The sequence below is a fragment of the Pseudofrankia sp. EUN1h genome (assembly GCF_001854645.1).
In the GTDB taxonomy this organism is placed as follows: domain Bacteria; phylum Actinomycetota; class Actinomycetes; order Frankiales; family Frankiaceae; genus Pseudofrankia; species Pseudofrankia saprophytica.
This window is the reverse complement of the sequence record NZ_MBLN01000061.1, coordinates 130,669-145,915: the sequence shown is the minus strand read 5'-3', so window position 1 is coordinate 145,915 and position 15,247 is coordinate 130,669. Positions and strand designations below refer to the sequence as shown.

Sequence of the window (15,247 nt, the reverse complement as noted above, 5' to 3'; positions counted from 1 at the left end):
CATTCCCTGTCCGCAGGGAGACTGCCCGGACGGCACGATCGACGCCGACGGCTACTGCGACACGTGCGGTACCGCCTACCAGCCGCCCGCCACGGCCGGCCCGGCGTCAGTAGCGCCAGGCCAGCCCAGCGCCCAGGGCCCCAACGGCTGCCCGGACCCCACCTGCGAGGGGCGCATCGTCGACGGCTACTGCGACGTCTGCGGGCTCGCCGCGGGCCCGGCCGGTGGCGGGAGCGCGCAGGCGGGCGCGGGCTCCGCCGTCCCCGCGAGCACCACCCCCGGCGCCGGCGCCAGCGCCAGTGAGAGCGGCACCGGAAGCTCCAGCGGGTCCGGGGCCAGCCGGTCCGGCCGCTCCCGCCGCTCGACGCGCACGACCGGGCCGCGCAGCCGGCTCGGCGCCGGCCTCGTCCAGGTGCCGGAGCTGCCCGCGCCCGACCCGACCTCGATGCTGCTCGACGACCCGCAGGTTCCGGAGGACCACCGATACTGCCCGAACCCCGACTGCAAGCAGCCGGTCGGCCGCGCCAGCGCCAAGCGGCCGGCCAGGGCCAAGGGGTTCTGCGGCAAGTGCCGGACGCCGTTCTCGTTCGTGCCGGCGCTCACCAAGGGCGACCGGGTGGGCCAGTACCAGATCGAGGGCGCGATCGCGCACGGCGGCCAGGGCTGGATCTACCTCGCCCGCGACACCGGCGTGCACGAGACCTTCTGGGTCGTGCTCAAGGGCATCCTCGGCACGGGCGACGCCGACGCCTACGCCGCGGCCGTCGCCGAGCGCCGGTTCCTCGCCTCGGTCAACCATCCCGCGATCGTCAAGATCTACACGTTCGTGGAGCACGCGGGCAGCGGCTACATCGTCATGGAGTACGTCGGCGGGACGTCGCTGCGCGCGCTGCTCAAGGCGCGGCGCGACGAGGCCGACGGCACGCCGAACCCCCTGCCAGCCGCCGAGGCGATCTCCTACGTCCTCGCGATGCTGCCCGCGTTCGCCTACCTGCACCGGGGCGGCCTGGTGTTCTGCGACCTGAAGCCCGACAACGTCATGCTCGCCGGGGACTCGGTGAAGCTCATCGACCTCGGCGCCGTCCGCCGGCTCGACGACGACGGTGGAGTGATCTACGGCACGCCCGGCTACCAGGGGCCGGAGGTGGCCAGGCAGGGGCCGTCGGTCGCCTCCGACCTGTACACGGTCGGGCGCACGCTCGCGGCGCTGATCCTGAACTTCCGCGGCAACACCTCCACCTACCGGTACCGCCTCCCGCCCGCCTCGGAGCACCCGCCGCTGAACGAGTGCGACTCGCTCTACCGGTTCCTGCGCAAGGCGACCGCGCCCGTGCCCGACGACCGGTTCACCAGCGCGGACGAGATGCACGACGAGCTGCTGGGTGTGCTGCGCGAGATCGTCGCCAGGAAGGACGGCAGGCCGCTGCCGGCGCCAAGCCGGCTGTTCGCCGGCGACAGCCACCTCACCGGCGAGGAACTGGACGGCACCAGGGCCGGGCCGCCGTGGGCGGTGCTGCCGGCGCTGCGGGTCGACCCCGCCGACCAGGCGGCGAGCACCCTGGCGGCCCTGCCGGACAGCGACCCCGCCACGCTCGCCCAGCTGCTCGCCGCGATCAGCCCCCAGACAGTCGAAGTACGGCTGCGTCGGGCCCGTGTCCTGATGGAGGCGGGCGAGGCGGCCGAGGCCGGCCGCGTGCTCGACGAGGTCGCGGACGAGGACCCCTGGGAGTGGCGGGTCGAGTACTACCGCGGGCTGCTCGCGCTCACGGGAGGCGAGGCGGCGACGGCCAGGGGCGCCTTCGACCGGGTCTACTCCGAGGCACCGGGGGAGCTCGCGCCCAAGCTCGCGCTCGCGCTCGCCGCCGAGGTCGACGGCGCCCTGGCGGCCGCCGAGGCGATGTACGACATCGTGTCGCGCACCGACGACGGGTACACCAGCGCGGCGTTCGGGCTCGCCAGGGTCCGCGCCGCCCGGGACGACCGGACGGGGGCGGTGGAGGCCTACCAGCGGGTTCCGCCGTCCTCCGCGGCATACCTGGACGCGCAGATCCGGCTGGCGAGGGTGCTCGGCACGGTGAAGCCCAGCCGGGACGACATCGCCGCGGCGGCACGGGTGTTCGACCGCCTCAGCGGCGGCCAGGGGCTCAGGCTCGACGAGGTACGGCGCGCGGCGCTCGCCCGCGACCTGCTCGACGCCGCGCTCAAGCTGGTCATCGCGGACGCGGGGATGGGCGCCGACGACGTCCGGGTCGCCGGAGCCCGACTGCGGGAGCCCGACCTGCGGTTCGCCCTGGAGCGGGTCTACCGCGAGATGGCCAAGCAGGCGCCGACCGCCGCCATCCGGTACGAGCTGGTCGACCTGGCGAACAGCTTCCGTCCCAGGACGCTGGTCTGATGGCGGGCACGAGGACCACGGCGGCGCGGCTCTGCCCGGTCTGCTCGGCGGAGGCGGCCGACGCGGACGTCTACTGCGAGGAGTGCGGAGCCGACCTGCCCGCGACCGATCTACCTCCGACCGACCTGCCCGCGACCGACCTGCCGGCTGCCGACCTGCCGGCTGCCGACCCCTCCGGGGTCTCCGACGAGCCGCGGGGCGCCGCCAGCCGACCCGCGCCGCCTGCCCAGGACGCGGCGCCCGGGACCGGTGCGGCGGGCGATGCCAACGGGACACCGCGCGCCCCGGCGCCGCCGGAGCCGACCGTCTCGCTGGGCTCCACCGCCTCCCTCGGGTCGACGGTGTCACTGGAGACCCCAACACCCGCCGCCAGTCCCCGGTTCGCCAGTCCGGGCAGGTCGTGCCCGGCGTGCTCCTCGGCCGCGGTCGGCGACGACGGTTACTGCCTCGACTGCGGCCTGTGGCTGGGCTCGGCCCACCCCGGCGACCACGTCGAGGTGGACCTCGGACGGCTCGCCGGTGTCAGCGACCGCGGACTCGTCCACCGGCACAACGAGGACGCGATGGGCCTGCGCCTCGTCGCCTGGCCGGATCCCGCGACGGCGGACGGAACCGGGACGGCCGCCATCGCCGTCGTCTGCGACGGCGTCTCCACCGTGCCCGGCTCGGGACCGGCCGCCGCGCTGGCGGCTCAGGCGGCGACGACCACGCTCGCGGACTGGCTCGCCGCGGCGCGGCCGCACGCCCCGGCGGTGCAGGGCGCGCTGCGCGCGGCGACCGAGCGGGCCCAGCGGGCCATGCCCGCCGCGCCGGCCGGCGACCCGGCGCCGTCGTGCACCTTCGCCGCGGCCATCGTCACCGGCACCGACCTCACGGTCGGCTGGCTGGGTGACAGCCGGGTCTACCTGCTCGGCTCGGACGGCGGCGCGCTGCGGCTGACCGCCGACGACACGCTCGCCGCCGAGGCCGTACGTGCCGGCATCATCCCGCCCGAGGCCGCCGACACCGCCCCTGGCGCGCACACCATCACCCGGTGGCTCAGCCCCGACCGCGTCGAGGCGCGACCGAGTGTCGCCTTCGTACCGGTCACCGGCCCCGGCCGGATCGTGGTGTGCACGGACGGGCTGTGGAACTACGCCTCCGGTGTCAGCGAGCTGGCCGCGCACGTCGCGGACCTGCCACCCGGCGCGTCCGCGCTCGCGGTCGCCCGCCACCTGACCAAGGTCGCGCTGCGGGCCGGCGGCCGCGACAACATCACCGTCGTCGTCATCGACATGCCGGGGAGAGGCTGATGCTCGACTTCACCTCCGAGGTCAACCAGAACAAGTACCTGTCCACGGGCGGGACGGATGTGCACGCGGTGGTCACGGTCACCGCGTCGACCGGCAAGCCGGGCCAGGGCCAGGGCCGGCAGGTCGGGCGAACGGCGGCGGAGGTGATCATAATGGACTGCTCCGGGTCGATGGGCGGCAACAAGATCATCGAGGCGCGCCGGGCGGCGAAGGCCGCGATCGACACGCTGAGCGACGGGGTGCTGTTCGCGGTCGTGCAGGGCGAGCACTTCGCCAAGAAGCTCTACCCGCCGAGGGACGGCCTGGCCGCCGCCTCCGCCACCACCCGGGAGGAGGCCAAGCTGGCGGTGAGCCGGATGCAGGCCGGCGGCGGGACGGCGATCGGCAAGTGGCTGCTGCTCGCGCGCGAGCTGATGCTGACCAGGCCGGACGCGATCCACCACGCGATCCTGCTTACCGACGGCCAGAACGGCCAGACCGAGGCGGAGCTCGACCAGGCGCTGGACAAGTGCGAGGGAGTGTTCCAGTGCGACTGCCGCGGTGTCGGCGCGGACTGGGAGGTGGCCCAGCTGCGGCGGATCGCGAAGCGGCTGCTCGGCGGCGTCGCTCTCATCCGCAAGCCGCGGGAGATGGCCGACGACTTCCGCGCCGTCGTCGAGGCGGCCCTCGGCCGGGGGATCGACAAGGTGACGCTGCGGGTGTGGACGCCGCGGGGCGCCGAGGTGCTGTTCATGCGGCAGGTGCTCCCGGACGTCGCGGAACTGACCGGCAGCGCCATCCCGGTGGACGCGCTGACCAGGGACTACCCGACCGGCGCGTGGGGCGAGGAGAAGCGCGTGTACCACCTGGGCGTCAAGATCCTCCCAGGCCCTGTCGGTGTCGAGAAGCTGGCGGCCCGGGTGCGTCTGGTCGTCGGTGACGAGCCGCTCGCGGAGGCGAAGGTGCTCGCGGCGTGGACCGACGACATCGAGCTGAGCACCCAGATCGACGGCACGGTCGCGCACTACACCGGACAGGCCGAACTCGCCGACGCTATACAGAAGGGTCTCAAGGCGCACAAGGACGGCGACGAGCAGACCGCCGCGACACTGCTCGGGCGGGCGGCTCGGCTCGCCACCGAGGCCCGGGACACCGACAGGCTGGCGTTGCTGGAGAAGGTGATCGAGATCGAGGACGCCGCGACGGGCAGGGTGAAGCTGCGCGCGAACGTGGAGAAGCTGGACGAGATGGATCTCGACGCCCAGTCGACGAAGACGGTCCCCGCGCCGCGGTGAGCGTCCGCTGCCCGCTGGGTCACCTTTCGGCCACCGACGACTGGTGTGACGAGTGCGGTGCCCGGATCGAGGCCGCGGCGAACATCGGTGGCGCCCCCGATGGGGGCGGCGCGGGCGGTGCCACGCAGGTGGCGACCACGCCGCTGCCGGCCGACGGCACTGCGGCGCCGTCGTCGCGGCCACCGCTTGGCTGGGTCACCGGTCCGTGGCCGGTGCCCCGGCCAGCGGCCGACGAGCGCCTCCTGGGCGCGGGCGGACAGCCGGGCCCTCCCGTGGCCGGCGTTCCGCTGGCCGGTACTCCGTCTGCCACCCCGGCCGGGCCGGGGCCGTCCCCGGCCGCGGCGGCCGCGGGACCCATGCCGCCGGAGAAGATCTGCCCACTGTGCGAGACGCCGCGTGAGCCCGGCCAGCGCTTCTGCGAGGAGTGCGGCTACGACTACGTCACCCGGACCGCGCCGCCCGGCTGGGTGCGCCCGAGCCCGCGCGGCCCGACCCAGCCGACTCCCCCGCCGGCGCCGCCATCCGTGCCGCCGCGCCAGGACCCGCCCGTCGGCGTATCCGCCGCCTGGCTGGCCGAGATCGTGCCCGACCGGGCCTACTTCGACCGCGGCGACGACGGCTCGGCGCCGTTCCCGGCCGACACGCCGCCCCGGCTCGTCGCGCTGCTGGGGAACCGGACGCTGATCGGCCGGCGCAGCCGGTCCCGAGGGATCTTCCCGGAGATCGACCTGTCGCTCCCGCCGGAGGACATCGGCATCTCCCGCACCCACGCCCTGCTCGAACACCCCGCGGGCCGCCCGCTCACCATCATCGACCTCGGTTCCGCGAACGGCACCTGGCTCGGGGACGGGCTGCGCCGGGTGGAACGCGGCGTCGCGGTCGAACTCGCCGACGGCGCGCACATCTACCTCGGCTCGTGGACCCGGATCACGCTACGAGCCCGCTGACCGGCCCCGCCCACCGACCTGCCCGCCAGGCGGCCCCGCCCACGAGGCTGCGCCGCCCGCGGGCGGGCCAGGCCGTGTGCCGTGGCGAGGGCGGCGACCCGCCGAAACCGGTACCGGGTGGCTGAAACGGCCAGAGCGGGACCGAGGGCCACATCACCACCGGCGTTTGTCAGGGGCGACGACGGGTACGCGGACTCAACGTCCGACCCACGTCAGCAGCGGCCTGCCAACACCAAGAACCCTCAATACCGGCAGGCCAGCGCCGCGTGTGTGGCGCCGGTGGCGTCCCGGTACCACGACCATTTCGGGCAGCGGCGTCCCGACATACGCAAAGGAGCGCGCGCGTGACCACCCAGGAACGCCCTTGGACGACGACCGACGCCGGCGCGCCGGCCCCCAGTGACGAGCACTCGCTTTCCGTCGGACCGAACGGTCCCCTGCTGCTGCAGGACCACTATCTGATCGAGCAGATGGCGAACTTCAACCGGGAGCGCATCCCGGAGCGCCAGCCACATGCCAAGGGAGGTGGCGCGTTCGGCACCTTCGAGGTCACCCAGGACGTGAGTGCCTACACCCGGGCGGCGATGTTCCAGCCCGGCGCCAGGACGGAGGCCATCGCCCGGTTCTCCACGGTGGCCGGGGAGCGCGGCAGCCCCGACACCTGGCGCGACCCGCGCGGCTTCGCGCTGAAGTTCTACACGAGCGAGGGCAATTTCGACCTCGTCTGCAACAACACCCCGGTGTTCTTCATGCGTGACCCGATGAAGTTCCAGCACTTCATCCGCTCGCAGAAGCGGYGGGCCGACAACAACATGCGCGACAACGACATGCAGTGGGATTTCTGGACACTGTCCCCCGAGTCCGCCCACCAGGTCACCTGGCTGATGGGCGACCGCGGCATCCCGAAGACCTGGCGCTACATGAACGGCTACTCGAGCCACACCTACATGTGGATCAACGCCGCCGGCGAGAAGTTCTGGGTGAAGTACCACTTCAAGACCGACCAGGGCGTCGACTTCCTCACCCAGGAGGACGCCGACCGGCTCGCCGGGTCGGACGGCGACTACCACCAGCGCGACCTGTACGCGGCGATCAAGGCCGGCGACTTCCCAAGCTGGACCCTGAAGATGCAGATCATGCCGTTCGAGGAGGCCAAGACCTACCGGTTCAACCCCTTCGACCTGACCAAGGTGTGGCCGCACGGCGACTACCCGCTGCACGAGGTCGGCCGGCTGACCCTCGACCGCAACGTCACCGACTACCACACCGAGATCGAGCAGCTCGCGTTCGAGCCGAACAACCTCGTCCCCGGCACCGGCCTCTCGCCCGACAAGATGCTGCTCGCGCGCGGGTTCAGCTACTCCGACGCCCACCGCGCCCRCCTCGGCGTCAACTACAAGCAGATCCCGGTGAACGCGCCGCACGTGCCCGTCCACAGCTATGCCAAGGACGGCGCGATGCGCATCCAGAACGCCACCGACCCGGTGTACGCGCCGAACTCCTACGGCGGCCCGAAGGCCGACCCGGCGCTGACCGGCGACGACGGCCTCTGGTACTCCGACGGCGAGATGATGCGCACCGCGTACACCCTGCGCCCGGACGACGACGACTGGGGCCAGGCCGGCACGATGGTCCACGAGGTCCTGGACGACGCGGCCCGGGCCCGCCTGGTCAGCAACATCGTCGGCCACTTGCTCAAGGGCGTGAGCGAGCCGGTCCTCGTCCGCGCCTTCGAGTACTGGCGCAACGTCGACAAGAACCTCGGCGACGCGGTCGAGGCCGGCGTCCGCGCCCAGCGGCAGGCGTAGGCGGGTACCACGGGCCGCCGACGGGCGGCTGGCCCGCACCCGCCTGATCATCCCTGGCCTGGCCACCACCCGGTGGCCAGGCCAGGGTCCTACGGGACACGGTCACCCCCCGATGCAAAGGCCGGAACCGGTCTCCGGAGACCGGCCTGGGCCACCCGCACATCTCGCGATAGCGTCTGAAAACGCACACCGCTCAGGATGGGGCAGGGGACCGCCGGGCGTGGAACCGCTCGACGACAGCGACCCGACAAGGCTCGCGCGGCGCACCCGTTTGGGCCAGGCGAACTCGGGCCGAGGTGGCCGCGGCGGTCAGCTGGTCGGGTCCAGAGCCACCTTGAGCCARCCGGGGCGGCGCAGGTCGAACTCCTCGTAGGCGGCGAGCACGTCCCGCATCGGCTCGTGCTGGGTGACCAGCCTCTCCGGGCTCACCACGCCGGACTCCACCATGGCCAACAGCTTCGGGATGTACCGCGGGTGGTTGCCGACTCCCGTCTTGACGGTCAGGTTCTTGTTCATCGCGGTGCCGATCGGGAAGAACCGGTCGGTCGGCGGATACACACCGATGATGCCGAGCGTGCCCGCCTTGGCCAGGCTCTCGACCGCCCAGAAGTGAGCCTGCGTCGGCGCGTCGCCGGGCTTCCAGTGCCCGTCGTGCTCGTTCGTCTCGGGGGCGATCTGCCGCAGCTCCTCGCGGTGCTGGTCATCCTGCTCGCGGGCCCTGGCGGCGGCCGGGCCGGACTTCGGGCTTTCCGCGTCCACCCCCACGGCGTCGATGGCCCGGTCGGGACCGATACCGCGCGTAAGGTCCAGGATCGCCTCGACCGGGTCTTCTTCGTTGAAGTTGACCACCTCGGCTCCCAGCGTCTGGGCGCGTTCCAGTCGATCGGCATGGCCATCGATCGCGATCACCCTCGCCGCGCCGCACTGGAACGACGACAGGATCGCGAACTGTCCCACCGGCCCGCAGCCCCAGACCGCCACCACGTCGCCGTCGGACACTTCAGCGATGACCGCACCGAAGTATCCGGTGKGGTAGATGTCCGACAGCGGGATCGCCTGATCATCGGAGATCGAGTCCGGCAGCCGGAACAGATTGGTGTGGGCATAGGGCACGCGAGCGTACTCGGCCTGCAACCCGTCGAACGAGCCGTTGTCCATCGGAGCGCCGTAGAAGGCCGATCCGGCCCTGCGGCCGCGCGGGTTTATGTCGTCGCACTGAGCGAAATAGCCGCTGCGGCAGTAGGAGCAGGAGCCGCAACCGAGCACGGCGGACAGCAATACCCGATCACCGCGCCTGAAGTTGCGGACGCCGTGGCCGACCTCTTCGACTACGCCGACGCCCTCGTGCCCGACGATGACGCCCGGCTTCATCCCCGGTACCGTGCCCCGGACAAAATGCAGGTCCGTGCCACAGATCGCCGCGGTGGTGACACGAACGACGGCGTCGGTCGGCTGCTCGATCTTCGGTTCGGTGACGGTGTCAAGGCGGATGTCGCCGACGCCGTGCCATACGACTGCTCTCATCACCTTCCGCTCCTTCCCTGCCCGGCGGTTCGCGATATCGACCGCGAGCGCCCGCCGGTCCGATTCACGGCGGACCTCCAGTCCGCTGTCCGATGCGCCAACATCTACGACACGACGGGCTCATCCCATCGCTACAGGTAACTATCACCCGGGCGAGGCGCCGGCGCCTGGCGAGGCGAATGGGTGGGAGAGGAAAAGAGCGGCATTCCTGAAATAGATATCGGCACCCGACCGGTTCCGCGCCCCGGGCCGGGTCGACACAGAACGACGCACACCCGTCAGGTCAGGCTCACCACCGGGACCACCTCGACGGTTGGCTGGGTCGGGGTGGCCTCGGGGAGGAACCAGCGCAACCAGATGCGGCCCCTGCGGTGGCCGGCCGTGGAGACCCAGTTCGGATGGGCGTTGGGCGTGGGAGCGACGACGATCTCCCAGGAGCCGTCGGGCTCGTGGGCGACCTGGGCGCCGTTGATCGTCACCCGCTCGTAGTCGTAGTTGTAGGTGTGCAGGAACGGGTTCCACAGGCACAGGTTCCAGAAGGCGCAGCGCGGCGACCGGCCGCGGATGACGAGTGCCTGGTCGTCGTCGAGGTCGAACGAACCCATCGCGTAGGCGGCGTCGCCGGCGGCCCAGCCGAAGGTGGCCGTCGGCACCGGGTAGGGCGGGTCGATCGTGTTCGGCGCGCCGAGCCCGAGCGGGACCATCGCCGCCTGCTCGCGCAGCCAGGTGAGCGCGGCCCGCAGCCGCCGGGACAGATCCTCGTCCGACTCGCGGAACGTGGCCGGCGGGTCGTCGGCGCTGATGTCCCAGCGAGCCTGGCGGCCGCGCACCGGGTCCTCCAGGTAGTCGCGGGTGATCGCGGCGACGGCGTCGGGCTCCAGCCTGATCCAGACCGCGCCGGGCTCGTCCGGCTCCTCGGCGGACAGGACGATCCGTATGACCCCGTCCGCGTCCGGCCCGGCGGTGGTGCTGTTCACCGTGCCGACGATGCGCTCGGAGTAGCGCCCGTCGCGCGGACCGCCGTAGACGGTGAGGGAAAGATAGACGGCGTCCCCGGGCTCGACCGTGACCCGGTAGGTGCGGGCCGGGTCGATGGGGGCGTACTTGTAGAACGCGTCCGCGTTGTCGCCGCCCCACTTCTTGTAGGAGCCGACGATGTCGATGAAACGCGGGCGGGCCGGGTCGGCCCAGACGTTGACGTCGGACGCGACCTGCAGGATCGACAGGATCCACTTGTGCGCTTCTAACACTGTCTGTTCGTCGCCGAAATCCGCGAGCTGCTCGACGAACCGTTTCTGGAGCACGCCGAGCTCCGCCAACAGCTCCGCGAACACCAGCTCCGTCTGTGTGGCCATGGGCTCTCCCGCGTCCGGTCCGCCGCGCGGCGAGCGACCGCCGCCGCGCCGCGGCGAACGCTACTGGTAGGTACTGCTCGGACGCCAGGGGCAGGAAGGACACCGACAATGTTCGGGCAACGCGGCCGGGTCGACATTCCAGCGCCGCGGCGGAGACCGGGCCGGGCCGCTCGTCTCCGCCGCGACGCGGACCACCCCGCCGCCCGCCGTTCGCCGCGTCGGCGAACGGGCCGGGGCCGGCGCACTCGCCCAATGCTCCAGCGCGGTGCCGAGTTTCATGATCTGGTGGGATTTTCGGAGCTGTAGCGCCGAAAATCCCACCAGATCATGAACGGCTCGCGCGTTCGAGCCAAGGGGCACGGCGCGGACGTCCGGCCGGCCAGCCATTCGGCCGACCAGTCGACCAGTCGGCCCAAAACAAGGCAAAGCGCGAATATGCCGGAGCCCGACGCCCTTACCCGGCCTTACGCGCGAGACCGCGGGCGATGTCGAGGATCCAGGGGTGGCGGCCGGCCACGGTGTTCACGAAGTCGTCGACGTCGTGGGCACCCAGCAGGAGGCGGCCGACAGCGCCGACGGGGACGGTCGGCTGGGCCCCGCAGGGACGGACACCGGCCTGCCGGAGGTAGCCCGCGCGCAGGGCCTCGTTGAGTTCACGGTGGCGCCCGGTCTCGAGGACGGCCCGCAGGTCGGTGGCGAGCTGGTCGTGCTCACGGCGCCGGCGGGCGTCCTGTTCGGCCCGGTAGGAGCGCCAGTAGCCGGGGCGCGCGCGGTACTCCAGCGCGAACTCGATGTGCTGGACGGCGTGCCGGCCGATCAGGTTGTCGGGCAGCAGGCGGGCGAAGTACTGGATCTGCTCGTCGACCGACGCCTCCCGCAGGCTGTCGTCGCGGTCGACCCGGCTGCCCGCCCAGCGGACCAGCGAGCCGGTCTTGTCGGCGCCCCGGCGGTCCCACACCATCTGGGAGATGTCCCGACGACGGAACACCTCACGAAAGTCGGCGTCGCCGTCGTCATGTTCCGCGCTGCCACGGACGACCACCATAAGGTTCCGCTCACGGGCGCGCTGACGCTGATGAATCCGACGCCGCTCCTGCCGGGCCGACCGGCGCGCGGTCGAGGGCAGCACGGACTCGGCCATGTCCTTCGTCTTCTCGCCGTGGTTGCGCACGACGCACACTCCTCCTGGCCGCCAGCGCCGGGCACCGTATGGCCCGGCTGGCTGACTGGCGGCTATCTCATTCGCTTCGTCATGGCTTCACCTCCTCCATGCGAACACTCGAGAATTTCACCGGATAGGCCCGCCGTTCGCAACGCAATTTCTAAGGGAATCCGCGCCGTCGGGCACCGTCGCGAGGTCAGACCGGCGACGGCATTCCCGCGCGCAGCATGAGCAGCGCTCCAACCCCGATGACCATCAGAGCGCTCACGACCGGCCCCGCGGCCAGGGCCGACGCGGCAAGCCGTGGCGCCCTGCGCGACAGCCGGAGCAGCAGCGGGCGCAGCGACCGATCAAGCAGGTACCCGACACCGACGAGGGTGAAAGCCATGCCCAGGCCGTAGGCGATGACCAGCAGCACCCCGAACGACGCCCGCCCGAGGCTGATCGCGCCCAGCAACACAACGACCGCCGATGGCGTCGGCACCATGCCGCCGGCGAGGCCGGTCAGCAGCAGCGAGCGCAGACGCGGTGGAGTCCCGTCGGCCGCCAGCAGCGGTGCGTGGCTGTGCCACCGGCCACCGTGCCGATGCCCGTGCGGGTGGTCGTGCCCGCGGCCGTCCGCGTGATCGTGGTGCCCGTGCGCATCGCCACCATCGCCGGCATCGGCATCGCTGTGGCTGTGGCCAGGCGTTCCAGCGTGGTCGTGCGCATGGCCGTGGCCGTGGCCGTCGCCGTGGTCGGGCGTGTGGCTGTGGCTGTGGCTGTGCGCGTGGTCGTGGTCGTGCGCGTGCCCGTGGTCGTGGCCGTGCGGGTGGTCATCACCGCGGTGGTCGAGATCCAGGACGCCCGTGAGGCGGGGGGCGCCCCGGCCGAACCGCGAGCGCAGGAGCCCGAGCCCGAGGCCGATCATGAGCAGGCCGCTGGCGGCACCGAGCCACGGGTAGAGGCGTTCGGGCGCGAGGCCGGCCGATGCGGACAGTGCCAGGGCCAGCACGAAGACCCCGACAGTGTGGGTCAGCGTGACGGCGCCCGCCATTCCGGCGAGCTGCCGGCGGGTCGCCCGTCGCCCGATGATCATGGCTGCCATCAGGGTCTTGCCGTGGCCGGGCGCGAACGCGTGCGCCGCGCCGAGGCCGAGCGCCACGACGAGGGCGACGGCGGCGGCGCCGACGGTCAGCGCCGAGTCCGGGCCGACGAGTCCGGTGAACCGTGCGGTCAGCCCGCCGTTCCCTGGCCGGGAGACGGACTGGCCGCCGCGGGACGCCTCGCCCGCCGGGCCGGCGGTGYCGTCGTCGGGGACGTCCGGGAACGCGTCGGTGGCCACCGGGCCACCGGGCCGGGCGCGCAGCGACGCATGGGTGACGTCGGACCGGCCGGCGAGCGGGTCGGTCGGGTAGGCGGTGAGCAGGGCGCTCGGCGACTGGTCGGGGACATCGCCGCGGACGAGTGTGGCCGCGTCGCCAGCCGCGATCGTCTCCCGCCAGCCGGAACGGTCGGTGTAGGCGCTCAGCGTGTACTCGACGTCGGTGCCGCCCGGGTCCAGCAGCCCCCGCGTCGTGGCGGTGCTGTATCGGCAGACCAGCCGCATCGTGGACAGGCCGCCCTGGCCCGGGGGGAAGGTCAGTGCTCCCCCGGTGGGGGACAGCCTGGCCGGTGCGCCAGCCACGGCCACCCTCAGGTCGCTGGTGATCCTGGCGCACTCCGCGTCCCGCCACGCCGCCGGGCCGGCCGCGTCGACGTCGGGCCGCAGCTGGGTCGTCGGGATCTCGGCGAAGTCGACGACCACATCGACACGGACCCGGTCGGGCGCCACCCGCAACACGCTCGCGGTGTTCACGGTGAAGCTGCCGAGGGGGTGGGCGGAGGCCACCCCGGCCGCGAGCGACAGGAAGAGGGCCACCAGGCAGACGAGCATTGCCGGGCGGCGCAGGCGACCGCGTGCGCGCCACCGCGGCCGCGGGGCGCCGGCCGGCCGTGGGCCGGCGACCAGCAGCGCGCGGGCGCCGCGCAACGGACGGGCGCCGTGCAGCGAGCCGCCGGCCGGCAACCGGCGGGCGGTCATCGGTCGCCGCCCGTCGGGCGCGGGTCGTCGAGCGAGGCCAGCAGCGCGGTGGCCCGCGGCGCCTGCAGCGGGGAGAAGTGCGGGTCGAGGTCGAGCGCGGCCCGCAGGTCGACGACGGCGGCGTCACGCTGGCCGAGGGCCGCCTCGATGACGCCGACGTGGTAGCGGAACAGCGCTCGTGGCGTGCCGAGCGCGACGGCGGAGCGCGCATAGCCGAGCGCTTCGCCGTCGCGGCCGAGCCGGTGCAGAGCCCAGGCGTGGGCGTCGTCGACGAACACGCCGGCGCGGCGCGGCTGGGCGGGAGTGAGCGCGGCCAGCGCCGCCGCCGGGTCGCCGTGGTCGGCCTCGAACAACGCGAGCTCCACGTCGACGTCGACGCCCTGCGCGCGGAACAGGGCCGCGGTCGCCCGGGCGAGCGTGTACTGCTCCTGGGCCTCGGGCAGCCGGCCCAGCGACTCGAGCAGTTCGCCGTACTCGATGACGAGCGCCGGCTGCGGCGAGCGGCCGACGGCCGCCCGGTAGTCGGCCAACGCCGCGTCGGTCTGCCCGCGGGCGGCGGCGACGCGCGCCCGGCCGGCGAGCAGCGGGGCCGACACCGGGTCGGCGGCGAGGCCTCGGCGGTAGGCGTCATCGGCGCCGGCCAGATCACCGGTGTCGCGGGCGAGCTCGCCAAGGTGCAGCCAGGCGAAGGCGGCGTCGGCCGGCGAGGTGGCGTCGACCAGCAACCGCCGCAGCGTCTGCCTGGCGGGTTCGACCTCGCCGCGCAGCTCGAAGGCATAGGACGCCCTGGCCAGCGACGACACGTCCGGGCGTAGGTCGACCATCCGCTGCACCGCCTGCCAGGCCTCGGGGTAGCGGCCCAGCTCGACGAGCGCGTCGGCGCGCACGCCCTGGGCGGGTGCGCTGAACTCGTTGACGGCGATCGCGGCGTCGGCGAGGCGCAGCGCCGCCGGGAAGTCGTGCCGGGCGGCGGCCAGCGATGCCTGTCCGGCGAGCGCGAGGTCGTTGCCGCCGGGGTGGACCCGCAACGACTGGGCGAAGGCGTTCTCGGCCCGCGGGTAGGAGGTCGGGTCCCCGGTGACCCTCGCCTGCTCCACGTAGGCGGCGCCGAGCGCCGCCCAGCCCGGCCAGTCTCCGGGCAGGGTGCGCAGCCGCGCGGTCAGCGCGTCGATCTGACGGCCGACCTGGGCCGCCGGATCGGCGCTTCGCCCGCTGGCGGCGGCGCTGTCCCCTGCCGCCCGCCGGCCATCGCCGCCGGTCGGGCCCCAGCCCACCAGCACCGCGGCGGTTGCCGCCCCGGCCAGCACGGCCACGGTGAGCGCGGCGCCGACTGCGGCGCGGCCTGCTCGTCGTCTCATCGTTCGCCCCTTGACGTCCGCGACGGTGGCCGTCGGGCGCGAGTTGGCCCGGCCGGCCAGCCGACGGTTG

The 15,247-nt window shown here is 73.2% G+C and carries 10 protein-coding genes; 5 read left to right on the top strand and 5 right to left on the bottom strand.

From position 1 onward, the window contains the following. Nucleotides 1–37: 37 nt before the first annotated feature. The 5 genes from BCD49_RS22425 to BCD49_RS22405 all read left to right on the top strand — a co-directional run bounded on the left by BCD49_RS22425 (nt 38) and on the right by BCD49_RS22405 (nt 7,716). Nucleotides 38–2,395 (top strand): tetratricopeptide repeat protein, encoded by a 2,358-nt coding sequence (locus tag BCD49_RS22425; protein ID WP_442960520.1) that lies wholly within the window; start codon nt 38–40, stop codon nt 2,393–2,395. Continuing rightward, on the top strand, nt 2,395–3,687 hold the full coding sequence (locus BCD49_RS22420) for a PP2C family protein-serine/threonine phosphatase (protein WP_116439423.1): 1,293 nt from the start codon (nt 2,395–2,397) through the stop codon (nt 3,685–3,687). The genes BCD49_RS22425 and BCD49_RS22420 overlap by 1 nt, the downstream gene beginning before the upstream one ends. After that, on the top strand, nt 3,687–4,961 hold the full coding sequence (locus BCD49_RS22415) for a VWA domain-containing protein (RefSeq protein WP_007520085.1): 1,275 nt from the start codon (nt 3,687–3,689) through the stop codon (nt 4,959–4,961). The genes BCD49_RS22420 and BCD49_RS22415 overlap by 1 nt, the downstream gene beginning before the upstream one ends. After that, nucleotides 4,958–5,908: an FHA domain-containing protein gene (locus tag BCD49_RS40905; RefSeq protein ID WP_007520083.1), complete on the top strand. Its 951-nt coding sequence runs from the start codon at nt 4,958–4,960 to the stop codon at nt 5,906–5,908. Before BCD49_RS22415 ends, BCD49_RS40905 begins: the two co-directional genes overlap by 4 nt. Nucleotides 5,909–6,252: 344 nt before the next feature. Further along, nucleotides 6,253–7,716: a catalase gene (locus BCD49_RS22405; RefSeq protein ID WP_071041863.1), complete on the top strand. Its 1,464-nt coding sequence runs from the start codon at nt 6,253–6,255 to the stop codon at nt 7,714–7,716. Between the two features lie 309 nt (nt 7,717–8,025). Here the strand turns inward: BCD49_RS22405 and BCD49_RS22400 are convergent, their stop codons facing one another. The 5 genes from BCD49_RS22400 to BCD49_RS22380 all read right to left on the bottom strand — a co-directional run bounded on the left by BCD49_RS22400 (nt 8,026) and on the right by BCD49_RS22380 (nt 15,177). After that, a complete protein-coding gene (locus BCD49_RS22400) occupies nt 8,026–9,240 on the bottom strand; it encodes an alcohol dehydrogenase catalytic domain-containing protein (RefSeq protein ID WP_071041862.1) in 1,215 nt (404 codons plus the stop codon). A gap of 278 nt (nt 9,241–9,518) precedes the next feature. Beyond that, entirely contained in the window at nt 9,519–10,595 is a 1,077-nt protein-coding gene (locus tag BCD49_RS22395; protein ID WP_007520078.1) for a DUF1214 domain-containing protein, read from the bottom strand. Nucleotides 10,596–11,049: 454 nt separating this feature from the next. Continuing rightward, on the bottom strand, nt 11,050–11,766 hold the full coding sequence (locus BCD49_RS22390; protein ID WP_007520077.1) for a hypothetical protein: 717 nt from the start codon (nt 11,764–11,766) through the stop codon (nt 11,050–11,052). Between the two features lie 187 nt (nt 11,767–11,953). After that, the gene (locus BCD49_RS22385; protein ID WP_241832376.1) at nt 11,954–13,819 is read right to left on the bottom strand and encodes a high frequency lysogenization protein HflD; all 1,866 of its coding nucleotides are present in this window, start codon (nt 13,817–13,819) and stop codon (nt 11,954–11,956) included. Then, on the bottom strand, nt 13,816–15,177 hold the full coding sequence (locus tag BCD49_RS22380; protein WP_035929934.1) for a tetratricopeptide repeat protein: 1,362 nt from the start codon (nt 15,175–15,177) through the stop codon (nt 13,816–13,818). Before BCD49_RS22380 ends, BCD49_RS22385 begins: the two co-directional genes overlap by 4 nt. Nucleotides 15,178–15,247: the final 70 nt, after the last annotated feature.

Bases quoted from the DNA above. Each gene is read 5' to 3' on its own strand.
- BCD49_RS22395 (WP_007520078.1), bottom strand. From the start codon at position 10,595: ATGGCCACACAGACGGAGCTGGTGTTCGCGGAGCTGTTGGCGGAGCTC.
- BCD49_RS22415 (WP_007520085.1), top strand. From the start codon at position 3,687: ATGCTCGACTTCACCTCCGAGGTCAACCAGAACAAGTACCTGTCCACG.
- BCD49_RS22420 (WP_116439423.1), top strand. From the start codon at position 2,395: ATGGCGGGCACGAGGACCACGGCGGCGCGGCTCTGCCCGGTCTGCTCG.
- BCD49_RS22380 (WP_035929934.1), bottom strand. From the start codon at position 15,177: ATGAGACGACGAGCAGGCCGCGCCGCAGTCGGCGCCGCGCTCACCGTG.